The sequence below is a fragment of the Marinobacter flavimaris genome (assembly GCF_045057155.1).
Taxonomy (GTDB): Bacteria; Pseudomonadota; Gammaproteobacteria; order Pseudomonadales; family Oleiphilaceae; genus Marinobacter; species Marinobacter manganoxydans.
In genome coordinates this window covers 3939847-3962585 of the sequence record NZ_CP171359.1, presented here as the reverse complement: position 1 = coordinate 3962585, position 22739 = coordinate 3939847, and the positions used below count along the sequence as shown (strand labels likewise).

Sequence of the window (22739 nt, the reverse complement as noted above, 5' to 3'; positions counted from 1 at the left end):
CGCTAGGCAGTAGCTTTCGGCCTGGTGACCCGGTCCACCAGATACACGAGGCCATGGTAGTCGATGCCGCTGTGCCGGCTGAGCCCGATCTCGCAGGTACGGCTGGTGGATATCCCTTCCTCGCAGCCGGCCGTCTGCTCGGCCAGCGTTTTCAGCGAGTGGGCGTTCAGCTCCGGCACATTGAAGCCTTTATCCCCGGCAAAGCCACAGCAGTGGATGCCCTCGGGGATCACCACATTACTACTGCAGCGGCGAGCGATATCGATAAGACCCTGTGATTCCCCAAGATGCTGGGTACTACAGGTGACGTGCACGGCCAGCGGGGTCTGCTCCGGCTCGAAATCCAGGCGCTCGTAAAGATGATCACGAATAAACCGGACCGGGTCGAACAGTGTGAGCCCGGCCTCTTCGGCAGCTTCACGGATCTGCAGGGTGCAGGGGCTGGTGTCGCAATAGATCGGATCCACACCATTGCGGCTGGCCCGCAACAGCGCCGAAATCAGTTCATCTTTTTTGGATGCCGCCTGGTCCGGATAGCCCTTGGAGGCAAATGGCTGGCCGCAGCACAGACTGTCCAGCGCCTCCGGATACACCACCTGGTAACCACCTTTCTCCAGCAGCCTCCGGGTCACGCTGATCAACGGCTCCTGCGCCTTATCGCTACGGGCCGGGCCCATGGTCCGGGACACACAGGCGGCCAGATACACCACCCGGGGCCGACCATCGGCCGGATCCTCCTGTGCTGCTGGTGACACAAACCGCACCGGCTGCGGCAGACTCGGATCCCACTGGGCTACCTTGCCCCCGGACACCTTGCGAACGCCCGCACTGAGACGAGTCAGCAGTGGCGCGCCCATCAGCCGTTCGGCCATGGAGGCGCCAGCCAGGACAAAACGGGTCGCTTTCAGTGCGCCGGCAAAATGTTTCGCCAACTGATTGGCTACAGACTGCCCGCTGGCGCTTTCAGTGCGCAGCTTACGCACCAGATCGCCGGTATTGATACCCACCGGACAGCGCTGGGCACAGAGGCCGGTCGCGGCGCAGGTATCCAGGCCGTGGTACTGGTAGGCTTTCTCCAGTTCGGCAGTGTCTTCTCCGGCACGGCGGCGGGCCTGGATATCCCGCCAGATCACGATGCGCTGACGGGGTGAGAGGGTGAGTCCCTCCGAGGGACACACCGGCTCGCAGAAACCGCATTCAATGCATTTATCCACCAGGGGATCGGCCTCGGGAAGGGGCTTCAGATTCTTGAGGTGGATCTGCGGGTCTTCCGAGAGCACAACATCCGGATTGAGCAGATTCTCCGGGTCCAGCAGCCGCTTGATCTGCCACATCAGCTGCCAGGCATCATGCCCCCACTCCAGCTCCACAAACGGCGCCATGTTGCGGCCAGTCCCGTGCTCCGCCTTCAAAGAACCACCAAACTCCACCGCCACCAGCTGCGCCACATCCTGCATGAAGGCCTCATAGCGGGCGACTTCCGCAGGGTCGTCAAAGCCCTGGGGGAACACGAAGTGCAGGTTGCCCTCCAGGGCGTGGCCAAAGATGATCGCGTCGTCATAACCATGCTTCACAAACAGTTCCTGGAGACGGGTAACCCCCTCGGATAGCTGATCGATCGGGAAGGTCACATCCTCGATGATCACGGTGGTACCGTTCGGTCGCACTGCGCCCACAGCGGGGAAGGTACCCTTTCGAATGGCCCACAGCTGGTCAGAGACTTTGGCATCGCGGGTGAAATCCACCTGTTGCTCAAGCGGAAAATCCGCCAGGGACGCACTGATCCGGGCCAGCTGTCCATCCAGACTCTCCGAGGAGGGCGCCCGGGTCTCCACCAGCAGCGCGCAGGCATCCTCCGACAGGTCATGAATCCAGTCAGGCAGGCCGGGCTTGTCCTGCACCGAGCGAAGGCTACGGCGATCCAGCAGCTCCACCGCCGCCACAGGCTGCGACCGCAACGCCGACGCCGCCCGGCAGCAGGTCTCGGCATTACGGAACACCAGCAGCGCCGTGGCCTTGTCGGGGTATTCCGGCACTGTGTTGTAGGTGACAGCACTCACGAAACCCAGGGTGCCTTCGGAGCCCACCATCAGATGGGTGAGAATGTCGATGGGATCCTCAAAGTCCACCAGGGAGTTCAGGGACAACCCGGTGGTGTTTTTCAGGCGGTATTTGTGCCGAATACGTTCCGCCAGCTCCGGATTCTCCCGGGTATTGATAGCCAGCTTTTTCAGGGCCGCCAGCAACTCGCCATGACTGTCGCGGAACACCGCCACACTCGCCGGGTCCTCGGTATCCAGCACGGCGCCGTCTGCCAGCACCAGGCGCATGCCAGCCAGGGTGTGGTAGCTGTTCTGGGCCGTGCCACAGCACATGCCACTGGCGTTATTGGCAACAATGCCGCCGATCTTGCAGGCGTTGATGGAAGCAGGATCGGGACCGATCTTGTAACCCCTGGGCGCAAGCCAGGCGTTGGCCTGGGCGCCGATCACACCGGGCTGCAGGCGAATCTGGCGGCCTTCAGCGCGGATGTCGTGCCCGTTCCACTGGTCGCCAAGGACAATCAGGATGGAGTCGCTGATGGCCTGCCCGGAAAGGCTGGTACCGGCGGCCCGGAAAGTCACCGGCACCTTGTGGTTGCGGGCAATCGCCAGAAGATCGACCACCTCGGCCTCTTCCTGAACCCGCACCACCACCTTGGGGATCAGCCGGTAGAAACTGGCGTCGGTTCCGAACGCGAGGGTGGACACCGGATCGTTGAACACCCGGTTTCCCGGAATCCGTTGCCGGATATCGGCCAATGTGGCTGCGGAAAAGCTCATAGGTCCTCCAGAACCAGCACGATGAGCTCACGAGGCCCGTGAGCGCCATAAGCCAGCACCTGTTCGATGTCCGCAGTCTTGGACGGGCCGGACACCAACAGGACATTGGTGGGCAGCCCGGCTGCCCAGTCCTGAGACACCATCATGTCATACAGATTGTCGTGAATCTCGCTGGCCTTGAGCAGGGCAATATGGACTGGAGGTACCAAACTCATCAACCGCGGTTCGTGGCGATCCGGCCAGAGCACGACTGTACCGGTGGCAGCAATACCACCCAGGGTGCCGGTCAGGCTGGCATCCACATTCCAGAACAGCTCTTCCTTCCAGGCCTCCACCGGCTGATCGTAGGCCAATAACTCGATCGTCTGCTCCGTGGCCTCAAAGTGAGCTTGCAAGGCGCGGCCGTGGTCTGTGCCCGGCGCGCACAACAGATTTCGGAGGTTGCGTTTGTTCAGCAGCTGCGTCACCAGATCCGGCCAGCTGTCAGAACGGCACTGATGCACCTCCGTGTGAACCGCCTCCATCAGGCTGCGCAACCGGGCGACGCGGTCTGCCGGCGCGTAGCGCCACGGCCGAGTTACCAGCCCCTCGTCGAACTCGTCCGGGCGGGGAGTCGTGCCGGCAAGGCTGTTTCTCAGTTTACCAAGGATATTCGCGCGGGCGGTCATGATGGCCGGCCTCCGTTCTGATCAAGATGCCGCGCCGCCAGATCATGCAGGGAACGACGGGCGGGCACCGGTGCACTGTGATTCTCGGTCCAGGGGCCGGCCTTTTTCGGAGCCAGCGCCCGGAAGCGGGTCGCGGCCCAGAGGAAACTGCGATACAGCGCCGGCCGGGTATTCAGCATCTGCCAGCCGCGCCAGATCCAGCGCTCCGCCCGGGAATATTTGGCGCCACCACCTTTCACCTGCTGCGGCTGCTCCGGATCCTTCACATTTTCCTGACGCAGGCGCTGAAGCAGCTCGGGAATGGGAATCTTGACCGGGCACACCTCGCCGCAGGCTCCGCACAGGGAGGAGGCACTGGGGTGATCCGACACCTTGTCCAGACCGGCCATGTGCGGTGTGATGATCTTGCCAATCGGGCCCGGGTACACCTCGCCATAGGTGTGGCCGCCCACTCGGGTATAAACCGGGCAGTGGTTCATACAGGCGCCGCAGCGGATGCAGTTCAGGGTCTGACGCATCTGGGCATCGGCAAAGGCGCCGGTACGGCCGTTATCCAGCAGCACAAGGTGCACTTCTTCCGGACCATCCAGCTCGTGGGGCTTGCGCGGCCCGGATATCAGGTTCACATAGGTGGTAATGGGCTGCCCCAGGGCCGAACGGGTGAGCAGGGAAACCAGCGGCACCACATCCCTCAGGTTCGGCACCACTTTTTCAATGCCCGTAACCGCAATGTGCACCGGCGGCGCCGTGGTGCTCATGCGACCGTTGCCCTCGTTTTCCACCAGCAACAGGGTGCCGGTTTCGGCGATGGCGAAGTTCACTCCGGATACACCCACATCCGCATCCATGAATTTCCGACGCAGGGTCCGCCGGCCGATCTGGATCAGCTGGTTGACGTCTTCGGTCTCCGGCTCCCCCAGCTTGTCGTGAAACAGTTTGGACACCTGCCGGGCATTCTTGTGAATCGCCGGCATGATAATGTGGGACGGCTTTTCGTTATCGAGCTGGACAATGTACTCCCCCATGTCGGATTCCAGGCATTCAATGCCCCGCTCCGCCAGGTAGTCGTTCATCTCCATCTCTTCGCTGACCATCGACTTGCCTTTCACCACCTGGCTGCCCTTGCGGGCTTCAATAATGCCATGCACCAGGTCGTTGGCTTCCTCGACGGTCTCCGCCCAGTGAACCTTGACGCCATTCTCAGTCAGCTTCTGTTCCAATTGTTCCAGCAGGTCTGGCAAGTTAGAAAGGGCACCGGCCTTGATCCGGTTACCCAGTTCCCTCAGCCCTTCGCGCTCATCGGCATCGGGAAACGCGTTGGCCCGCTTGGTCATCAGCGAGTCCATGGCCACCCGGAAATTGTTGCGCAGCTGCCCGTCCGCCAGGGCTTCTTCGGCACGCCCCCGGAAGTCCGGAGTCAGCTCGGTCACCGGAATACGCTGGCTCATGCCACCTCCCCTTTGCTGGCACCATTGACTCGTTCCCACAGGAAGCTGGCCAGATGCCGTCCCCGGAAGCGCTCTTTCTGTTTCTCGAGGGAACCATTGATGTTCATCAGGCAGCCGCCATCGGCGGTGACCATTTCCACCGCGCCGGAATCCATCAACGAGCGCGTCTTATCCTTGACCATGGCTCCTGACACTTCCGGCATCCGCACCGAGAAAGTGCCGCCGAACCCGCAGCATTCGCTTTCATGGTCGTGATCGACGCGCTCAACACTCTCGAGCTGCCTCAACAGTTCACGGGCGTGGAGATGAGTGTTCATTTCCCGCCGCGCAGAGCAGGAGGTGTGCAGGGCAATCTTGCTGGGTGCACCTCGGTCCGACAGCTGCACCTTGCAAACCTTCAGGAGAAACTCGGTCAGCTCATAGGTGCGCTCGGCCAGCGCTTCCACCCGCTTGAGCGTGTCCGGCTCGTCGGCAAACAGCGCCCGGTAATGATGTCGGAACATGCCGGCACAGGAGCCGGATGGCACCACCACTGGCAGACCTGATCGATCGAGTAAATCCAGCTGGGCACGGGCCACGGCTTTGGCCTCATCCCGGTATCCCGAAGTCCAGGCAGGCTGTCCGCAGCAGCTCTGCTCCTGAGGGAAATGCACGCGGACGCCTTCACGTTCCAGCAGGCGAATGGCGTCCAGCCCGGCTTCCGGGAAAAACAGATCCACCACGCAGGTGCCAAACAGGGTGACGGCCTCGGGCTTTTCCGGGTAATGCCTTTCGGGTTCCCGCTCCGGGGCTACACGGGTGGCATTGGGGGCGGCATCGTAAAACAGGTCGCTCATTGACTGGTGCCTCAATACACTCTCAAACTGACCAATTTATAAATTGGTAATACCAATTGACATCGATAGTTAACCAAGGTATGGGAAAAAGACCGCCAATGTCAAAGGTTTTTGATGCAGAAGGCACACTTTACAGGTCTTATTCAGGCTAACCCTTGGCCGAGAGAGACCTATGTGATATTGGTATTACCAATAAATTTTTGATACGGGTACATCAGGAATGGCCATCGGACAGATCGCGCCGAAAAGACTCGCAGACACCATTGTTGAACAGCTGGAAACCATGATTCTGGAGGGCACCTTGCAGCCTGGCGAGCGACTGCCGCCAGAACGGGTGTTGTCGGAGCAATTCGGAGTGTCACGCCCTTCGCTGCGCGAGGCTATCCAGCGACTGACGGCCAGGGGCCTGCTGGTGAGCCGCCAGGGCGGCGGTAACTACGTCACCGAGTCCCTGGGTGGCAGCTTTAGTGACCCGCTGATTCCATTGCTGGAAAACCGGCCGGATGCCCAACGGGATTTGCTGGAGTTCCGACGCACCCTGGAAGCGGACTGCGCCTACTACGCGGCATTGCGGGCCACCGAGGTGGACCGCGCCCACCTGAAAACCGCCTATGAGGCGCTGCAAGCCTGCTACAGCACCGAAAAGGAGCGGGATCTGGAAGCCGAAGGCGCGGCGGACGCACGCTTTCACCTGGCCATTGCCGAGGCCAGCCACAACGTGATCCTTCTGCATACCATTCGCAACCTCTTCAACATGCTGAAGAGCAATGTGGTGACCAACATTGGCGGCATGTACCAGAGGGAGGCGGAGACCCGTCAGGGCCTGGTGGAGCAGCATCGAATGCTATACGAGGCCATCACGGAAGGTAGGGCCGACGAAGCCCGGGAACTGGCCGGCAAGCACATTCTGTACGTTCAGCAGGTGCTCTCGGAACGAAGCGAGAATAACCGTCGACTGGAGCGGTCCCTGCGGCGGGACAAACTGGCGCGAACCTGAACAAGCCCTGGCCGGTGCTCAGAGCATTCGATTGATCTCTTTCCAGAGCCTGCGATAGGCATCGGCAGCCACGGAGCTGGGCGCGAGCAGTTCCACAGGTGTGCCCTCCTCGCCCATTTTCTCCACCACACTGGCGTTCGGGATGATGGTTTTCAGGCCTTTGGGCAGGATCTCATCCTGGGCATTGATCAGTTCCCGATGCAGACCTTTGCGCCGATCGGCCATGGAATAAAACGGGTGCAGCTTACCCGGCTTCAGCTTTTTATCCTTCGCAAACTCCGCCAGCTGCTTCCAGCTGTTCAGGGACAGCCAGGTGGGAATGACCGGCACAAACACCTCGTCCGCCGCTTTCAGCACCTGTTCGGAAAGCCGGGACAGCGAGGGCGGGCAATCCAGTATTACCAGGCTGGTTTCCTCCGATAGCGGCGCCAGCCACTGTTTGATCAGGTTACTGCCATCCTCCTGGTCCAGTTTGACGTCGAGATTACGGAAACTCGTGTGGGACGGGATGAAATCCAGGTTTTCATAGTCGCTCTCGTGAATGAACTCGGCGATGGGCGTCTTCCCCTTGAGCAACTGCGACAACTTGTGCCCTTTGATCTTGTCGGCACCGGCCAGGTACCAGCTGGAGGCGCCCTGGGGGTCCAGATCCCACAAAAGCGTCGAATACCCGGCCTGGCTGGCCAGATAAGCGATGTTCACGGCAGCGGCGGTTTTGCCAACACCGCCCTTAAGACTGTAAAACGCAATGGTCCTCATCCTGTCAGATCCTTTTATCCAGGCATAAAAAAACCGGGGAAGTCCCCGGTTAAAGCATTCACACGATGCACAACACAATGCATGTCGTCCTGATGAGCTCTCAGGTTAGGCTTTTCCGGTGACAGTTTGATGACAGCGTGCGGGCCATCGTCAAACTTTCCCTGTTCACTGACTTACCTTCTCCCAGACGGTCAGCTCGGAGAAGCTGTGCTGAAACTTGTTTCTCGTCTCCCGTATAACAAAGGGCAGACTCCAGGGCTCGAACAGCAGGCGGAAATGTGGCGCCAGCATTTCCCTCAGACCGTCGAACGTCGAGAAGTCCTCACCATCCTTTTTGAAACCACCGACCCAGTGTTCCCTGGGCGTGTATTCCTCCAGCCAGGTGTAGGGTGAGGCAATCACCAGAAGCCCGAGCTCGTTAATCCGTTCGTGGATGGTCTCCAGAAACAGCGATGGCTGGTACAGCCGATCGATCAGGTTGCCCGCGAGCACCAGATCATACCCCTTGAACTGCGATGGAAGATCGCAGGCATCGCCCTGGTGAAAAGCCACACGGTCGGCGGCCTCCTCCAGCCCGAGGGATGCCAGGCTCTGATCCTGAAAACTCACCAGCTCACCTTCTTCCGGACGGGCATAGCGCACTCGTTTATCCCGGGCCACTTCCTGACCTTTGTTAAGGAAGGAGTTGGAGAAATCAATGCCGTCCACGTGCCGGAAATGCCGGGCCAACTCGAAGCTGGTGCGACCAACGGCGCAGCCAATATCCAGTGCGCGCTCAAGCGGCCGGCCATCCATCGCATGCATAGCAGCATCGGCCAGGGCCTTGGGAAAGTTGGCCTCACCATGCCACCGTTCGCCAAAGTGAAACTCCAGGTATTGGGCGAGAGTGGTGTCGTTTTCATAGTACGCGGCTTGCTGCAAGGGAATTCTCCTACCCTGAATGGTTGAACGGTTATCGCTAGCCTAACAGGAAGTTGCCAATACCCTGATCAATAACCGCTTCTTCCGAGCGGTCCTTTAGGGGCACCCCGGAAATCTTATGACGGCGAGCCTCCCTGAGGAGATACATCAGCCGCCTGCTCGCCTCTGCGCACGACAGCCCCGCCGGCCTAATGTTCGATATACAGTTCCGGCTGGCATCGGTCAGCCCGGGCTCAGGCGCCCAGGTCAGGTAAAGCCCGAGGCTGTCCGGAGAACTCAGGCCGGGGCGTTCGCCAATCAACACCACCACACAGCGGGCGTTGAGCCGGTGACCCACATCGTCCCCGATCGCAACCCGTCCTTGAGAGACAACCGTCAGGGGCGCCAGTTCCCAGGTCTGATCGTCGGCTTCAAGGTCAGTCAGTAGCGCATCGAGAAGGCCGAGGACGCTTTGCTGCACACCGAAGGAAGACAGGCCGTCTGCTATCACCAGTGCCAGGTCGACGGGCGAGTCGCCGGTGTGGCCCAACCGATCCAACTGCTCACAGGACTGAGCGCTGAGCCTGCGACCAAGGTCCGGGCGCTGAAGGTAGGTTACCCGGTCGTCGGCCTGACTGTGCAGATGAACCGGCTTATGTGGCAGCAGTGTTTTTCCTGGCTCGCTCAGTTCCCCCAGCCCCGCCATTAACGCAGCGGTGTCCAATGGCAAATGCACCGCGTCCCTGGCCTGGGCATGGGCCAACTGAAACTCCAGCATCTCTCGGGTGGGCAGGCTCACACCTGCGCGCCCCAGACCAATCCGGGCATCGGTCCAGGCTGACAGCCGGCGCCACGGGTTCTCAATAACAACCGGTTTGCGCTCAGTCATGGCCCTGCCCCTCCGGCAACCGGCCCAGGCTCTCCCGAAAGGCTTCCGGCAGAGCGTCTGCGGGCACCTTACCTTCGGCATCGCGGAAGATCTGCATCCTGGTCAGCCACTGTTCGAACTCCGGCGCCGGTCGCTTGTCCAGAACCCGTCGCAGATACAGGGCATCGTGAAACGACGTGGTCTGATAGTTCAGCATGATATCGTCCGAGCCGGGTATGCCCATGATGAAATTGCAGCCGGCTACGCCCAGAAGTGTGAGCAGGTTGTCCATGTCGTTCTGGTCGGCCTCGGCATGATTGGTGTAACAGATATCACACCCCATGGGCAGGCCCAGCAACTTGCCACAGAAGTGATCTTCCAGACCGGCCCGGGTAATCTCCTTGCCGTCAAACAGGTATTCGGGGCCGATGAATCCAACCACCGTGTTCACCAGAAGCGGCTGGAATTTGCGGGCCACGGCGTACGCCCGGGCTTCACAGGTCTGCTGGTCCACACCGTGATGGGCATCAGCGGACAGCGCACTGCCCTGGCCGGTCTCGAAATACATCACATTGTTGCCCACGGTGCCTCGGTTCAGCGAGAGCGCCGCATCCCGGGCCTCGGCCAGAGTTGCCAGATCAAATCCGAAGCTGCGGTTAGTCGCCTCGGTACCGCCGATGGACTGGAATACCAGATCCACAGGCGCCTTCTGTTCGATGGCTTCCAGGGTGTTGGTAACATGGGTCAGGACGCAGGACTGAGTCGGAATCTCGTATTGTCGGATCACCTCATCCATCATCTGCAACAGCCGGACACTCTGGGACACGCTGTCAGTCGCGGGATTGATCCCGATAACGGCATCGCCACTGCCGTAAAGCAATCCATCCAGGATGCTGGCGGCGATGCCGGTCATGTCGTCGGTTGGATGGTTGGGTTGGAGCCGTGTCGACATTCGCCCCGGCAAGCCGATGGTGCTGCGAAAGGCAGTCTGCACCTGGCACTTTGCCGCCACCAGGATCAGGTCCTGGTTGCGCATGATCTTGGAGACCGCCGCTGCCATCTCCGGTGTGATACCCGCCCGGATGCTTGCGAGCATCTCCGGAGTGGCGTGGTCGCTGAGAAGCCAGTTGCGGAAATCGCCGACGGTCAGATGCGACACCGGCTCGAACGCCACAGGATCATGATCGTCGAAAATCAGTCGGGTGACTTCATCCTGCTCATAGGGAATAAGCGCTTCGCTCAGGAAGGTTTTCAGAGGCAGGTCCGCCAGGGCCATCTGGGCCACCACCCTTTCCTCCGCCGTATGCGCGATGACACCTGCCAGGCGATCACCAGAGCGCGCTGGCGTGGCCCTGGCCATCAACTCCGCCAGCGTTGCGAACTGCCAGCGCCGGTCACCCAGACTGTACCGATACATATCCCTCTCCCTGAGACGCGTTGTTCTACTATCTTAGGTGAATATCACCTAGACAGATCAACTGCAGGGTAAAGCAATGACCGAGCACGCGGTTCTGACCAGTATCAATGACGGCATCTGCACCATCACGCTCAACCGGCCCGACAAACGCAACGCCGTGGACGGCCCGACAGCCGATGCCCTGCGCAGGGCATTCATCGAGTTTGAGGAAAACGATGCCCTGAAGGTTGCGGTGCTGTGCGGCACCGGGGGAAATTTCTGCTCCGGCGCCGACCTGGAAGCGATCGGCGATGAGCGGCGGCGCAACCGGATTGCCCCCCACGGCACCGGCCATGGCCCCATGGGCCCGACCCGTATGCACTTTTCCAAACCGGTGATCGCTGCCGTCTCCGGCTATGCCGTGGCCGGAGGTCTGGAGCTGGCCCTGATGTGCGACCTGCGGGTTGTGGAAGCCTCTTCGGTATTTGGCGTTTTCTGCCGGCGCTGGGGCGTTCCCCTGATTGATGGTGGCACCGTCCGGCTGCCCCGCATTGTCGGCCATGGGCGAGCCATGGACATGATACTGACCGGGCGCCCCGTCAAGGCGGAGGAGGCCCTGGAAATGGGACTCGCAAACCGCGTCGTTCCGGACGGGACGGCACTGCAAGCGGCCCAGGAACTGGCAGCAACCATTGCCGGATTCCCGCAACGCTGCATGCGGGCAGACAGGGCGTCTGCCATTCATCAATGGGATCTGGATACCCGGGAAGCCCTGGAAGCCGAGGGGGCCGCGGGCTACCCGGTGGTTTTCGAAGAGGCCATTGCCGGGGCCCGGAAATTCAAAGAGGGGGCTGGCCGCCACGGCCAGTTCTGAGCAGGCTCGCAAGCCAGTCAATCAGATCCGGATAGGCATCCAGATCCAGCACAAATTCCTGTCCGCGGGCCGCGCAAGTCAGGTAGCACCAGGGTGAATCGAGCTGCCAGCGGTCCGCTCTGGTGTGGTAGCTCAGGGGCGGGCGGTCCTCGCCCGGAAAAAATGCAGCCGGCAGACGCCATCGGGTCGGCAGCCGGCTTTGCGGATCAGTAAGGACAAGATCATCCCGCAACTCCGGGAACACGCCACTGCCGGGAAAGACCTCCGTCCCGGTTGCCAACTGGCAGGCATCAGAAGACTCATAGAGTGTGTTGCCAGCGTCCGGCTGGCCGTGGAAATGCGGATGATATCGGGCCCAGGGCGACGCATCCGGTGCCAGTTCATCAATGGCATGTATCTGGCCAATCTGCAGCCACCCCCAGATGGCATGAAACGGACGTGAACCGGGCACAAAGCGCCAGCGACGGTTATGCAGTTCAGCGTGCCGGAAGACCCCGAAGAATAGGAACAGGTCTCCGGGCTCAACCCCCTGATTACGCAAATGCCCCTGGGCAGAACCGGTTTGCCCCAATAAAGGTCGCCAGCCATTCTCACGTGGGTAGGCATCGGCCACCAGGTCCGGGTCCAGGTGGGCGCCATGCCCTCCTCGAATTCTGCCGCCGGTGAGATCCCGGGCAATTTTGCCCAGACGGCGCTCTTCGAAAACGACTTCGCTATAACGGATTCGGGACTGGGCATCCGGAATGGGCAGCACACACAGGGAACCGTCCGGTAAAACCGGGCTGGGACAACCTCCGGCAGAAGAATCGAACCCCTTCCGGCTCAGAATCAATCGCATGGCATCACAGGAAAAGCATGAGGGCTGAACGGGTCGTAAATGCTATCTTAGTTTCAACAATAATGCGCGAATGCCACCGATCGGAACCTTCAATACCATGAGAATAGTCTGCATCTCCGACACCCACAGCATGCATCGCCAGATCCAGGTGCCTGACGGCGACCTGCTGATTCACGCCGGCGACTGCCTCGGCGTCGGGACCCTGGATGAACTGGAGGATCTCGACCGGTGGTTTTCCGAGTTACCCCACAGAAACAAAATCCTGATTGCCGGCAATCACGACTGGTGTTTCCAGGATGAGCCGGCCGAAGCTCGCGAACTGATACGCCATGCTCATTATTTGCAGGACAGCCCGGTGGAACTGGAAGGCCTGAAGTTCTGGGGAAGCCCATGGACGCCAGTGTTCTTCAACTGGGCGTTCAACCTTGAACGGGGCGATGCTCTTGCCGAGCGCTGGGCCCGTATTCCCGAAGACACCGACGTGTTGATCACCCACGGTCCTCCGGCGGGTATCCGGGACAAAATCGATTCGCCCACGGGTATTATTCGTCCCGGCTGCGAGGCACTGGCCGAACGCGTAGCCAGCTTGACTCTGAAACTGCACATTTTCGGCCATATTCACGAAGACCACGGTCGGGAACAGATCGGTGACTGCCTCTACGTGAACGCCAGCACCTGTAACGGGAGCTTCAAGCCTCTGAACCCGCCGATTGTGATCGATCTGTAGCACCTATTGGGGCTAATCTTGAAACAAGCGCCCACAGGCACCATGGTTGCAAGCTCGCGAATGACTTTTCTGCAACGGGAGCTCCATGCCTGACTGTCCTGAATACTCACTGCTCGAACTGGCCTCCGTCCGCGAAGGCGATTCGGTCGGCACCACGCTTGCCAACAGTGTGGCCTATGCCCAACGGGCTGAGAAACTCGGCTTCAAGCGCTTCTGGCTGGCCGAACATCACAACATGGAGGGCATCAGCAGCTCCGCTACTTCAGTGTTGATCGGGCACATCGCGGGCAAGACGGAAGCTATCCGGGTCGGTTCTGGCGGCGTCATGCTCCCAAACCATCCCCCATTGGTGATCGCCGAGCAGTTCGGAACGCTGGAAAGTCTGTATCCGGGCCGGATTGATCTCGGACTCGGCCGCGCACCTGGCACTGACCCGGTAACCGCACGGGCTCTCAGGCGTGATGGCCTGGGGGCAGAACAGTTTCCGGAGGATGTCGCACGGCTTCAGTCGCTGCTTGGCCCTCTGCAGCCTGGCCAGCCCGTGAAGGCGATACCGGGGGCCGGCACCAACGTGCCTCTGTGGCTGCTGGGTTCAAGTCTTTACAGTGCCCAGCTTGCCGCCATGCGAGGCTTGCCCTATGCCTTCGCCGGGCATTTTGCCCCCAGACTGTATCGGGAAGCCCTGCGAGTCTACCGCGACAACTTCCAACCTTCGGAGCGGCTCGAAAAGCCCTACGCCATGCTCGCACTGCCGGCCATTCCGGCGGACTCGGTGCAGGAAGCCGAGCATCTGGCCACAACCAGCTACCAGCGTATTCTCGCGCTGTTCCGGGGCCAGCCACTCTGGATGAAGCCTCCCGTGGACACCATGGAGGGATTGTGGAACGCCGGCGAAAAAGCCAGCGTAAAGGATTTTCTCGGGCTCCAGCTGCTCGGCGATGCCAACATCATCCAGCGCCAGCTTGAACAGATCCTTTCAGGCATTGAGGTCGATGAATTGATGTTTACCGTGGACATTTACGATCCCGCGAAGCGCAGGCATGCGCTCGATATCCTTGCTCAAACCAGAAAGGCCCCGCAGGCACTCTCCTAGAGCACAGACTCCACCGAATCGATCAGCTCCGGATCCTGGGGACGCACCCGGCTTGGAAAGCTCTCCACCACCGTGCCTGATCGATCAATCACATACTTGGTGAAATTCCAGCGCGGGGGCTGACTCTGCTCGTTAATGGCCTGGAACACAGGGTTTGCCTCGGGTCCGGTAACAGCACCCGGGGCAATCATGGTGAAGGTCACACCGAAGTTCTTGAAACAGACAGTCGCTGCTTCGGCTTCCGAATCTGCCTCCTGCCGGAAATCGTCGCTGGCAAAACCGACCACCACCAACCCATCCTTCGCGTATTGCTTGTGCAGGGCCTCGAGCCCCTCAAACTGGCCGGTGTAACCGCAACGGCTGGCGGTATTGACCACCAGCATCGGCTTGCCGGCCGCCAGGTCGCAGAGATTAACGGTGTCGGAGGAGTGCAGTTTGCGCATTTCATGATCGAGAAACGCCGGGCAGCTATCGGCTTGCGCCACAGGCGCGCCCACAAGGCTGGCAATCAATACCGGCATCATCAGAAGGCTTTTAAGGTGTTTCATGGATCCCGTTTCCCTGTTCGCTTCGCTGATTTTTTTATACGCGCCGATCGGACGGCTGGCTCAGCCTGCAAAGTGGACAGAAAGGGTTTGGCTGCTCATCATCCTGGGTAAACAGTGTTCAAAGCAGGAGCCATTTTCATCATGACCGATACCCCGATCCATGTGTTCCTCTCCCACGGCCTGGAAAGCGGCCCGGGCAGCACGAAAATCCAGGCCATGAAAGCCGAAGCCGAAACCTTCCCGAACATCAAGGCCCATGCGATTGATCACAGGAGTACCAAGGATCCTTCTACCCGCCTGAAACAAATGCAGGCGGCCATGGCTCAGAGCGGCGCCAATCCGGCAAACACCATACTGGCCGGATCCAGCATGGGCGGCTGGGTGTGCGCTCAAACCAGCTCCGACACCCCGGTTCGGGGCTGCTTTATCCTGGCGCCAGCCCTTGCCATGGCCAGGTACCCCCAGTCCAGCCCGATCATCCGGGCCCGCCACTGCCAGATCATCCACGGCTGGGAGGACGACGTGGTACCGGTCGCGCCGGTGCTAGACCTGGCACGGGACCAGGGCCTTCCCATACTGGTTGTGCCCGATGGCCACAGGCTGGAAAACAGTCTCGATCGGGTTGTCAGCGAGTTCCGCGGATTCCTCCAAACCTGCCTTTCAGATGTGAATCAGCCGTGATTTCATGAACTTGCGAAATCGCGAAAACGACCGCCTCGGAATTTATTGTTTTGGCCATTTTCTTGCGAAAACCTCTTTGTTTTGCCAGTCTTTATTAATGTAACAATAAATTTCAGCAAAAAAACGAACGGAGAAAACCCGATGAGCAGCATGAGCAAGTTCAAAAAACTGGCCGGAATTTCAGCGTTCGCGTTCGCTGCGATGACCATGGCGAATTCTGTAAACGCCGCAAACTGGCGGTACGCGCACGAGGAATACGAGGGCGACGTACAGGATGTGTTCGCCTACAAGTTCAAAGAATACATTGAGGAAAATTCCGACCACACCCTGCAGGTTTACCGTTTTGGCGAGCTGGGTGAGTCCGACGACATCATGGAGCAGACCCAGGCGGGCATCCTCAACTTCGTTAACCAGTCGCCCGGCTTTACCGGTTCCCTGATTCCTGAAGCCCAGATCTTCTTCATTCCTTACCTGATGCCGACCGACATGGATACGGTTATCGAGTTCTTCCGCACGAGTGAAGCCATCAACGAAGACTTCCCGGAGCTCTACGCAGAGAAGGGCCTTGAGCTTCTGAAGATGTACCCGGAAGGTGAAATGGTTGTGACCGTGGACGAGCCGGTCACTGAACCTGCGGACTTTAACAACAAGAAGATCCGGGTCATGACTAACCCGCTTCTGTCAGAAACCTATTCTGCCTTCGGCGCGACACCGACCCCGCTGCCCTGGGGTGAAGTCTATGGTGCGCTGCAGACCAACATGATCCAGGGGCAGGAAAACCCGATCTTCTGGATCGAGTCCGGCGGTCTTTATGAAGTGTCCCCGAACCTGGTCTTCACCAAGCACGGCTGGTTCACCACTGCCATGATGGCCAACCAGGATTTCTACAACGGCCTGTCTGATGCAGACAAGAAACTGGTGCAAGACGCCGCTGACTATGCCTTTGAAGAGATCATCGTGCACATCGACGGTCTCGCCGATGAAGCCCTGGCCAAGATCCAGAAAGCCAGCGATGAGGTCACCGTTACCCGTCTGACCGATGAGCAGATCGAAGCCTTCAAGGCCCGTGCGCCCCAGGTTGAAGAGAAGTTCATCGAAATGACTGGCGAGAGCGGCAAAGAACTGCTGAACCAGTTCAAGGAAGACCTGGAAGAAGTTCAGAACAACTGAACCTGATGGAACCACTCCCGCCGGCTCCGGCCGGCGGGTAGCTGTACTAACCCCGCCCCGCCGGGGACTTCCTACCGGCCGGGAGCGACATTCTCTGGAGCAGACCCCATGTCCGAGAATTCCCCGGATCTTGAAGACGATACCGGCATCTACGAGTCCGGCCTGCCCGGATTTCTTGGAACCATCGATGAAATAATTGCCAAGGTCGAGGCGTTCATGCTGGCCGTTGGCGTCATCCTGATGGCCATCAATACCTGTGTGAATGTTATTGCGCGGTATGTGTTCGGCGAAGGCCTTTTCTTCTCCGGTGAAATCAACCGGATTCTCATTATCCTGATCACCTTTGCCGGCATCGGCTATGCGGCCCGCCATGGCAGGCATATTCGGATGTCTGCAATTTACGACGCCATTCCGGTCAAGGGGCGAAAAGTGCTGATGATCATCATCGCTTTGTTCACCTCTGTGGTTATGTTCTTCCTTTGCTACCACTCGTTCGAATATATCCAGACCCTGTACAGCCGAGGCCGCATTCTGCCTGCGCTGGGTTTTGAAATCTGGTGGATCTATATCTGGGTGCCCATCGGTTTTGCCATTACGGGAATTCAGTACCTCCTCACGGCCATCAAGAACTTCACCAGCAAGGACGTGTACCTCTCTACCGGGGTGGTAGACGGTTACGCGGATACCGAATCAGAAGTATGAACCCTGCAGCTGACATAAAGGAAGGATAAGAAATCATGGCAACTATAATGATGTTGATCATGATCGGGCTATTGCTGCTGGGCTTCCCGATGATGATTCCCCTGATCACCGGCGCTGTGGTCGGCTTTGTAATGATGTTTGATGGCTTCGGCCAGATGGGCACCTTCGTCCAGCAGATGATGGGGGGTATCCGGCCAGCCTCACTGATTGCTGTTCCGATGTTTATCCTGGCGGCGGACATCATGACGCGCGGGCAGTCTGCCGACCGCCTGATCAATATGGTTATGGCCTTCATTGGCCACGTTAAGGGTGGGCTGGCAATCAGTACCGCCACCTCCTGCACCCTTTTCGGTGCCGTATCAGGTTCTACCCAGGCAACGGTTGTGGCGGTTGGCTCGCCATTGCGGCCCAAGCTGCTCAAGGCCGGCTATTCGGATCCGTTCTCGCTCGCGCTGATTATCAACTCCAGTGACATTGCGTTTCTGATACCCCCGAGCATCGGCTTCATTATCTACGGGGTTATTTCCGAGACCTCCATTGCCGAGCTGTTCATTGCCGGTATCGGGCCAGGCTTGATGATTCTGATAATGTTTTCGATCTACTGCCTGATCTATGCTCGCGTCAACAACCTTCCGACCGAGGAGAAGTCCACCTGGAGCCAGAGAGCCGTAGCCATGCGCGAGGCTTTGTGGCCGCTGTTCTTCCCGGTCATTATCGTAGGCGGCATTTACGGAGGTATCTTCAGTCCGACAGAGGCTGCAGCAGTTTGCGTACTCTACGCCTTCCTGCTTGAGTTCGTGGTGTTCCGATCACTCAAGCTTGCTGACATCTATCGAATCGCGAAGTCCACAGGCTTGATCACCGCTGTCGTATTTATTCTGGTAGCCGTGGGCACCGGCTTCTCCTGGATTATTTCCTTTGCCCAAATCCCCCAGGCTATTCTGGACGCGGTCGGAATCAGTGACATGGGCCCGATTGGCGTGATGATTACCATCTGTATCGCCTTCTTTATTGCCTGCATGTTCGTTGACCCGATTGTGGTGATCCTGGTTTTGACGCCAATCTTTGCACCGGCCATCGAGGCCTCTGGCATCGACCCGGTACTGGTCGGCGTGCTCATTACCCTGCAGGTAGCCATCGGCTCGGCAACGCCGCCGTTCGGCTGTGACATCTTTACCGCCATCGCGATATTCAAGCGCCCCTATCTGGAGGTTATTCGCGGCACGCCGCCGTTCGTAATCATGCTGATAGCCGCTGCCGGGTTATTGATTGCGTTCCCGCAAATTGCTTTGTTCCTGCGCGACCTGGCCTTCAGGTGATCTGATCGCCCTGAAGGGTGAATACAAAGGAGAGCAAGATGTTCAAACGGATTCTGGTGGCAGTCGATGGCTCGATGACCTCCTTCGATGCTCTGAACAAGGCCATCGAGCTGCAAAAGCTGACCGACGCAGAGATTTTTCTTCTTTGCGTCTACAAACACCACAGCCTATTTGAGGCGTCGTTGTCGATAGGACGCCCGGACGACATGGATATTCCGGACAAGGTGCTGTCGGAATACGCCAAGGAAGTCGTCAATCACGCAAAGGAACTTGCCAAGGAGCGTGGCGCCACCCACGTTCGGGGCTTTGTGAAGGCGGGCAGGCCGTCAAAAGTTATCATCGATTTTGCCAAAGACAAGGGCGCAGACCTGATCGTCGTGGGCACCAAAGGAACGCACAGCGACAAGGATGGCATGTTCCTTGGCAGCGTTTCCCACCGGGTTGCATCCCACGCCAAATGCCCGGTTCTGGTGGTGTAACCGTCTAAACCGAGATTTCGACCCGGTTGCGGCCGGCTTCCTTGGCGCGATACAGCGCCTTGTCGGCCAGGGTCAGAATTTGAAATGGCTTTTCAGCATCGTCGGGCCAGTTGGCAACACCCACCGAAACCGTCAGTGCCCCAAGATCCTGCTCCCGATGGATAATAGCTACTTTGCGAACAGCTTCACACAGCTGGTTCGCTTTGTCCCTGGCGGCGTCGGAGGTTGCTCCCGGCATGACCACCACAAACTCTTCACCACCGTACCGGCAAACAATGTCACTCTCCCGGAACTGCTTTTGAAGAATGCCAGCGACGATCTTCAGGGCATCGTCTCCCGCTTCGTGGCCGTGGGTATCGTTGAACCGTTTGAAGTGATCGATGTCGACAATCAACAGGGATAGCGACAAATCGTTACGCTGCGCGACGGCGCTTTCATGTTCGAAAAGCTGATCAAAGTAGCGGCGGTTTTTCAGACCGGTGAGTGCATCCTCGTAGGAAAACTTCTGCAACTCTTCCCGCAGGGCAATGCTTGAGAGGGTGATACCGATTCTCTGGATGGCCTGATCCAGCGCCGTAAGCAGACGTGCCGAACCATACTCGCTCTCTGCCTTTCCGAAAACGCCATCGCCCTCGAGCAGAAGCACACCTTCAGTCACATTGCCGGCACTGGCCGACTCCACATTTACCCAGAAACACAAGGTATCGCTCTCGGCCTCTCTCCCCTCCCCATCGGCGCCCTGCCACTGTTTCAGTTGCGGCAGCCTGGAGGGCTCCGGGAGGCCTTTGCGGGCATCCAGAATCACCGGAAGCGGAACCGGGCGACTGAATCCCCAGACGGCAACCCGATCATACCGCTCTCCCGAGCCCCGCTGATAAAAGGCGCCTTTAAGCGGGCTGCAAATATCCGGGAGCGCCCGGACAAGCAACCCGAACGCCTGCTTCAGGCCCAGACAGTCCTGCAGCTCGGTAATCACGTCGCCCAGAATCCGGTTTTTCTCATTTTCAAAGGTCAGCATCCGGACCCGCGCCTGCTCGCGCCGGGCCAGAGCCTCCGCCTTGGCGGTACGTTCGGCAACCTTTTCTTCCAGTGACACGTTCAGCCGCTTCAACGCCTCCTGGGTGCCTGCGTAATGCCACAGTGAAATAATCACCACCGCCAGAGAGAAGAGGAGCATTCCCCAACTGACCGGGACTCGGCCCCAGGGAAGCACACCATGGGCCACTGCCATATCCACAATCAGCAACGCGCAGAAAAAGCCGAAGGCTAAAAGCAGTACCTGTTGCTCGCGCAACATTTTACCGATACGACGAAGCACGACGGCAAAAATAATAACCAGAGAAACGAGAAACATGGCATCAAATGGCGGGAACGTAGACGAGAGATCAAACACGCCCGCTAGCGCGCCCAGCAATGCACCCACCAGGTAAACAAGATGAACTTTCCAGATCAGATTTATCACCCAGGGGCGATGATTGGTCAGCCATTGCTCCAGCAGCAGTGCCAGTGCCACCGGCAGCATGTAATAGGAGCCGGCAGCCAGGTAATCCCACATCAACGGCTGGTAAGCAATCAGTAGACTGGCCTGGCTCTCAGAAACCAGCATCAGGGCAGATGAGAGAGTGAATAGAGAGATAGTCGCAAAGGTTTTCTTTTCCGCCTGCAACAGCGCAAAGATGATCGCCAACAACGCAATCAAGGTGGCGAAACCCGCAATGACCAGTGCTTCGAGGGAATTCTTGAGAATGTAGAGAACCAGATCCGGATGATCCATGATGGAGACTTCGCCCCACAGCCCGATATCCGTGTAATTGGAGAAAATCCGGAAATACACCGGCTTGCCTTCATAGCCCTCGGGCAGCACGATTTCATGCCACGGCCAGCCCTCAAACCGGCCCCGGCCCTGGTCATCAAACTCGCCATACTGGTAGATTTTTTCACCCTCAATCCAGACCTGGACGATCAGATCGACACTGAAGATGTAAAGGACGGGCTCCTGCCACTCGCCGGTTGGCAGGGTGACCCGGAACCAGACATTCTCACGCCCTTCACGGCCGGGTGGATTGGAGGGAAAACCAATGCTTTGCCATTTTTCGGGTGCATCCTGCACCACCCACTCCGGAACACCGTCCTCGGTAAAGGGAGAGTCACCCCAGCGATACTCCCAACCTTCGGCTACCGGCTGAGACGCTCCATAGGTAAGTGCAGGCAGTATCAAGGCCAGAACCAACGCGGTAACCAGACGTAGCAGGCTAATCTGTGGCATCAGGAACGCAAACCTGAGTTGTGGGGCGATCAGATCTGATTATAGTCCAGTCCCCGCAAATTCGGAGCACTCTTTCGGGGCATACGACCGGTGCGCTCAAGGCGATTCGTGACCATGCGATGATCGAGGCGGCTCCACTACCCATTCCGGGTCTTCAAACTCACCGATGGGCTTGATATCCACGAAAGGCGCAGCGCTGCGGATGATCGCGGCCACCTCGGGGTTATGCTGCCCTTCCATGGCATCCCGCTGTTCCTTGCTCTCCCAGGAAGCAATCGCAATCAGCGTATTGGGGTCGCCAATCTTGCGGTGCAGCTCGGTGCCGCGGGCCCCCGGAGCCTGCTGGATAATTTCGCTCGCTCTTACCCAGGCATCCGCATATTCCTCGGCAGTATGGCCTTCCCGGATATGCACTTCGAAAATAAACTTCATGAGACCTCCCGGTGACTGCCGGCTCAATCGGGTCGCGTTATCCCATGATGGCGGCGAACACCGTTAACGTGAGGAGCGGCCCATCACCAGCAAGGCCAGGAGCGCAGAGCCCACCATCAGCAACAGTGCCACCGCATTGAGCACGGGCGTCGACCCTTCCCGAAGGCGATTGAAGAGGGCCACCGTCAACGGTGTATCGCTACCTGTCAGCATAACGGTGGTATTGAAGTTTTCAAATGACATCAGGAAGGCCATTGCGGCCGCTCCGAAAATGGATGGCAACAGCCATGGCAGGGTAACGGTAAACCAGGCCACCAGGGGCGTGGCGCCCAGGTTAAGGGCGGCCTCTTCCAGCTGGGGATCAAACTTGCGAAGACGGGCAGCGATCACCAACGTACTCAGAGTCGCGATGAAGGTCACCTGCCCCATTACCACCAGCGTCATACCGGGCCGGAACAGGTCCAGTTCGATGCCCCAGGCGGCCGACATATCATTGGCCATGCCGCTGTAAAACACCAGTATGGACACCCCCAGAATGACACCGGGAATCACTAAAGGCAGCAGCATGAGCAGGTACAGGAACTCCTTGCCCCGGAACTGTACCCGTTCGAACAACACGGCGTTAACACACCCCAGGGCAACGCTCACCAGCGTTACCCAGAAAGCAATTTTGGCACTGACCCAGAGCGCTGTAAGAAGCCCATCGTCGTGGAAGAGTCCGGTGCGGCCGTCGCTGCCATCGGCGAAATACCAGTCCAGAGTGAAGCCTTTCCATGGGAGCGACGGAAACGGCGCGTCATTGAAGGCAAACACGGCTGTAACCAGCAGCGGCAGTGCGAGGTAAACGAAAAACGCCACCAGGTACGCCAGGTAGAGGCAATCGAACAGACGGGACCGGGGGACGGAACGGATCATG

At 58.9% G+C, this 22739-nt stretch carries 22 protein-coding genes; 9 read left to right on the top strand and 13 right to left on the bottom strand.

The window, feature by feature from the left end; translation table 11 throughout:
* Window positions 1–2: 2 nt before the first annotated feature.
* From ACGK9W_RS18475 to ACGK9W_RS18460, 4 genes are read right to left on the bottom strand one after another with little or no spacing between them, the layout of a single operon-like run.
* Window positions 3–2822 carry an FAD-binding and (Fe-S)-binding domain-containing protein gene (locus ACGK9W_RS18475; protein WP_405418052.1) on the bottom strand — a complete coding sequence of 940 codons (2820 nt, stop codon included), beginning with the start codon at window positions 2820–2822 and terminating at the stop codon, window positions 3–5.
* Complete coding sequence (locus ACGK9W_RS18470; protein WP_405418049.1) at window positions 2819–3490, bottom strand: lactate utilization protein C; 672 nt, start codon at window positions 3488–3490, stop codon at window positions 2819–2821. Before ACGK9W_RS18470 ends, ACGK9W_RS18475 begins: the two co-directional genes overlap by 4 nt.
* Entirely contained in the window at window positions 3487–4938 is a 1452-nt protein-coding gene (locus ACGK9W_RS18465; protein WP_405418048.1) for a LutB/LldF family L-lactate oxidation iron-sulfur protein, read from the bottom strand. The genes ACGK9W_RS18470 and ACGK9W_RS18465 overlap by 4 nt, the downstream gene beginning before the upstream one ends.
* Window positions 4935–5774, bottom strand: coding sequence for a (Fe-S)-binding protein (locus tag ACGK9W_RS18460; RefSeq protein ID WP_405418045.1), 840 nt, complete (start codon window positions 5772–5774; stop codon window positions 4935–4937). The genes ACGK9W_RS18465 and ACGK9W_RS18460 overlap by 4 nt, the downstream gene beginning before the upstream one ends.
* Window positions 5775–5994: 220 nt before the next feature.
* Between ACGK9W_RS18460 and ACGK9W_RS18455 the strand changes: the two genes are divergently transcribed.
* Entirely contained in the window at window positions 5995–6771 is a 777-nt protein-coding gene (locus tag ACGK9W_RS18455) for a GntR family transcriptional regulator (protein WP_069182721.1), read from the top strand.
* 18 nt (window positions 6772–6789) lie between these two features.
* On the opposite strand, the gene ACGK9W_RS18450 is transcribed toward ACGK9W_RS18455, so the two are convergent.
* From ACGK9W_RS18450 to ACGK9W_RS18435, 4 genes are all read right to left on the bottom strand, one after another.
* Window positions 6790–7530 (bottom strand): ParA family protein, encoded by a 741-nt coding sequence (locus ACGK9W_RS18450; protein ID WP_209399169.1) that lies wholly within the window; start codon window positions 7528–7530, stop codon window positions 6790–6792.
* A 165-nt stretch (window positions 7531–7695) separates the two neighbouring features.
* The gene (locus ACGK9W_RS18445) at window positions 7696–8451 is read right to left on the bottom strand and encodes a putative 4-mercaptohistidine N1-methyltransferase (RefSeq protein WP_405418041.1); all 756 of its coding nucleotides are present in this window, start codon (window positions 8449–8451) and stop codon (window positions 7696–7698) included.
* Window positions 8452–8488: 37 nt separating this feature from the next.
* Complete coding sequence (gene eutC / locus ACGK9W_RS18440; protein WP_405418039.1) at window positions 8489–9319, bottom strand: ethanolamine ammonia-lyase subunit EutC; 831 nt, start codon at window positions 9317–9319, stop codon at window positions 8489–8491.
* Window positions 9312–10715: an ethanolamine ammonia-lyase subunit EutB gene (locus tag ACGK9W_RS18435; RefSeq protein WP_405418036.1), complete on the bottom strand. Its 1404-nt coding sequence runs from the start codon at window positions 10713–10715 to the stop codon at window positions 9312–9314. The genes eutC and ACGK9W_RS18435 overlap by 8 nt, the downstream gene beginning before the upstream one ends.
* Window positions 10716–10791: 76 nt before the next feature.
* Here ACGK9W_RS18435 and ACGK9W_RS18430 point away from each other — a divergent pair, with 76 nt between their 5' ends.
* Complete coding sequence (locus ACGK9W_RS18430) at window positions 10792–11568, top strand: crotonase/enoyl-CoA hydratase family protein (protein WP_405418034.1); 777 nt, start codon at window positions 10792–10794, stop codon at window positions 11566–11568.
* Here the strand turns inward: ACGK9W_RS18430 and ACGK9W_RS18425 are convergent.
* Window positions 11534–12406, bottom strand: a complete 873-nt coding sequence (locus ACGK9W_RS18425; RefSeq protein ID WP_405418031.1) for a hypothetical protein — start codon at window positions 12404–12406, stop codon at window positions 11534–11536. The two genes, ACGK9W_RS18430 and ACGK9W_RS18425, sit on opposite strands and share 35 nt — an antisense overlap.
* Before the next feature lie 97 nt (window positions 12407–12503).
* On the opposite strand from ACGK9W_RS18425, the gene ACGK9W_RS18420 reads away from it, so the two are divergent.
* Together ACGK9W_RS18420 and ACGK9W_RS18415 are read left to right on the top strand one after the other, a co-directional pair.
* Window positions 12504–13133 (top strand): metallophosphatase domain-containing protein, encoded by a 630-nt coding sequence (locus ACGK9W_RS18420; RefSeq protein ID WP_194838955.1) that lies wholly within the window; start codon window positions 12504–12506, stop codon window positions 13131–13133.
* A gap of 85 nt (window positions 13134–13218) precedes the next feature.
* Window positions 13219–14226, top strand: a complete 1008-nt coding sequence (locus ACGK9W_RS18415) for an LLM class flavin-dependent oxidoreductase (protein ID WP_136630720.1) — start codon at window positions 13219–13221, stop codon at window positions 14224–14226.
* On the opposite strand, the gene ACGK9W_RS18410 is transcribed toward ACGK9W_RS18415, so the two are convergent.
* The gene (locus ACGK9W_RS18410; RefSeq protein ID WP_405418027.1) at window positions 14223–14774 is read right to left on the bottom strand and encodes a glutathione peroxidase; all 552 of its coding nucleotides are present in this window, start codon (window positions 14772–14774) and stop codon (window positions 14223–14225) included. The genes ACGK9W_RS18415 and ACGK9W_RS18410 overlap by 4 nt on opposite strands.
* A gap of 141 nt (window positions 14775–14915) precedes the next feature.
* Between ACGK9W_RS18410 and ACGK9W_RS18405 the strand changes: the two genes are divergently transcribed.
* The 5 genes from ACGK9W_RS18405 to ACGK9W_RS18385 all read left to right on the top strand — a co-directional run bounded on the left by ACGK9W_RS18405 (window position 14916) and on the right by ACGK9W_RS18385 (window position 19125).
* Window positions 14916–15455: a YqiA/YcfP family alpha/beta fold hydrolase gene (locus tag ACGK9W_RS18405; protein WP_136630719.1), complete on the top strand. Its 540-nt coding sequence runs from the start codon at window positions 14916–14918 to the stop codon at window positions 15453–15455.
* Window positions 15456–15596: 141 nt separating this feature from the next.
* Window positions 15597–16625: a TRAP transporter substrate-binding protein DctP gene (gene dctP, locus ACGK9W_RS18400; protein ID WP_136630718.1), complete on the top strand. Its 1029-nt coding sequence runs from the start codon at window positions 15597–15599 to the stop codon at window positions 16623–16625.
* Between the two features lie 108 nt (window positions 16626–16733).
* On the top strand, window positions 16734–17327 hold the full coding sequence (locus tag ACGK9W_RS18395) for a TRAP transporter small permease (protein ID WP_069182710.1): 594 nt from the start codon (window positions 16734–16736) through the stop codon (window positions 17325–17327).
* A gap of 35 nt (window positions 17328–17362) precedes the next feature.
* Window positions 17363–18646, top strand: a complete 1284-nt coding sequence (locus tag ACGK9W_RS18390; RefSeq protein ID WP_069182709.1) for a TRAP transporter large permease — start codon at window positions 17363–17365, stop codon at window positions 18644–18646.
* Window positions 18647–18684: 38 nt separating this feature from the next.
* Window positions 18685–19125 (top strand): universal stress protein, encoded by a 441-nt coding sequence (locus ACGK9W_RS18385; protein ID WP_405418021.1) that lies wholly within the window; start codon window positions 18685–18687, stop codon window positions 19123–19125.
* A gap of 4 nt (window positions 19126–19129) precedes the next feature.
* Here the strand turns inward: ACGK9W_RS18385 and ACGK9W_RS18380 are convergent, their stop codons facing one another.
* The 3 genes from ACGK9W_RS18380 to ACGK9W_RS18370 form a co-directional block, all read right to left on the bottom strand.
* The gene (locus ACGK9W_RS18380) at window positions 19130–21391 is read right to left on the bottom strand and encodes a diguanylate cyclase (protein ID WP_405418018.1); all 2262 of its coding nucleotides are present in this window, start codon (window positions 21389–21391) and stop codon (window positions 19130–19132) included.
* A 96-nt stretch (window positions 21392–21487) separates the two neighbouring features.
* Complete coding sequence (locus tag ACGK9W_RS18375; protein ID WP_069182706.1) at window positions 21488–21823, bottom strand: antibiotic biosynthesis monooxygenase; 336 nt, start codon at window positions 21821–21823, stop codon at window positions 21488–21490.
* A gap of 63 nt (window positions 21824–21886) precedes the next feature.
* Entirely contained in the window at window positions 21887–22738 is an 852-nt protein-coding gene (locus ACGK9W_RS18370; RefSeq protein ID WP_405418015.1) for an ABC transporter permease, read from the bottom strand.
* Between the last annotated feature and the right edge of the window lies 1 nt (window position 22739).

Coding starts and splice junctions, on each gene's coding strand:
- ACGK9W_RS18475 (WP_405418052.1), bottom strand. CDS start 2,822: ATGAGCTTTTCCGCAGCCACATTGGCCGATATCCGGCAACGGATTCCG.
- ACGK9W_RS18470 (WP_405418049.1), bottom strand. CDS start 3,490: ATGACCGCCCGCGCGAATATCCTTGGTAAACTGAGAAACAGCCTTGCC.
- ACGK9W_RS18465 (WP_405418048.1), bottom strand. CDS start 4,938: ATGAGCCAGCGTATTCCGGTGACCGAGCTGACTCCGGACTTCCGGGGG.
- ACGK9W_RS18460 (WP_405418045.1), bottom strand. CDS start 5,774: ATGAGCGACCTGTTTTACGATGCCGCCCCCAATGCCACCCGTGTAGCC.
- ACGK9W_RS18455 (WP_069182721.1), top strand. CDS start 5,995: ATGGCCATCGGACAGATCGCGCCGAAAAGACTCGCAGACACCATTGTT.
- ACGK9W_RS18450 (WP_209399169.1), bottom strand. CDS start 7,530: ATGAGGACCATTGCGTTTTACAGTCTTAAGGGCGGTGTTGGCAAAACC.
- eutC (WP_405418039.1), bottom strand. CDS start 9,319: ATGACTGAGCGCAAACCGGTTGTTATTGAGAACCCGTGGCGCCGGCTG.
- ACGK9W_RS18435 (WP_405418036.1), bottom strand. CDS start 10,715: ATGTATCGGTACAGTCTGGGTGACCGGCGCTGGCAGTTCGCAACGCTG.
- ACGK9W_RS18430 (WP_405418034.1), top strand. CDS start 10,792: ATGACCGAGCACGCGGTTCTGACCAGTATCAATGACGGCATCTGCACC.
- ACGK9W_RS18425 (WP_405418031.1), bottom strand. CDS start 12,406: ATGCGATTGATTCTGAGCCGGAAGGGGTTCGATTCTTCTGCCGGAGGT.
- ACGK9W_RS18420 (WP_194838955.1), top strand. CDS start 12,504: ATGAGAATAGTCTGCATCTCCGACACCCACAGCATGCATCGCCAGATC.
- ACGK9W_RS18415 (WP_136630720.1), top strand. CDS start 13,219: ATGCCTGACTGTCCTGAATACTCACTGCTCGAACTGGCCTCCGTCCGC.
- ACGK9W_RS18410 (WP_405418027.1), bottom strand. CDS start 14,774: ATGAAACACCTTAAAAGCCTTCTGATGATGCCGGTATTGATTGCCAGC.
- ACGK9W_RS18405 (WP_136630719.1), top strand. CDS start 14,916: ATGACCGATACCCCGATCCATGTGTTCCTCTCCCACGGCCTGGAAAGC.
- dctP (WP_136630718.1), top strand. CDS start 15,597: ATGAGCAGCATGAGCAAGTTCAAAAAACTGGCCGGAATTTCAGCGTTC.
- ACGK9W_RS18395 (WP_069182710.1), top strand. CDS start 16,734: ATGTCCGAGAATTCCCCGGATCTTGAAGACGATACCGGCATCTACGAG.
- ACGK9W_RS18390 (WP_069182709.1), top strand. CDS start 17,363: ATGGCAACTATAATGATGTTGATCATGATCGGGCTATTGCTGCTGGGC.
- ACGK9W_RS18385 (WP_405418021.1), top strand. CDS start 18,685: ATGTTCAAACGGATTCTGGTGGCAGTCGATGGCTCGATGACCTCCTTC.
- ACGK9W_RS18380 (WP_405418018.1), bottom strand. CDS start 21,391: ATGCCACAGATTAGCCTGCTACGTCTGGTTACCGCGTTGGTTCTGGCC.
- ACGK9W_RS18375 (WP_069182706.1), bottom strand. CDS start 21,823: ATGAAGTTTATTTTCGAAGTGCATATCCGGGAAGGCCATACTGCCGAG.
- ACGK9W_RS18370 (WP_405418015.1), bottom strand. CDS start 22,738: ATGATCCGTTCCGTCCCCCGGTCCCGTCTGTTCGATTGCCTCTACCTG.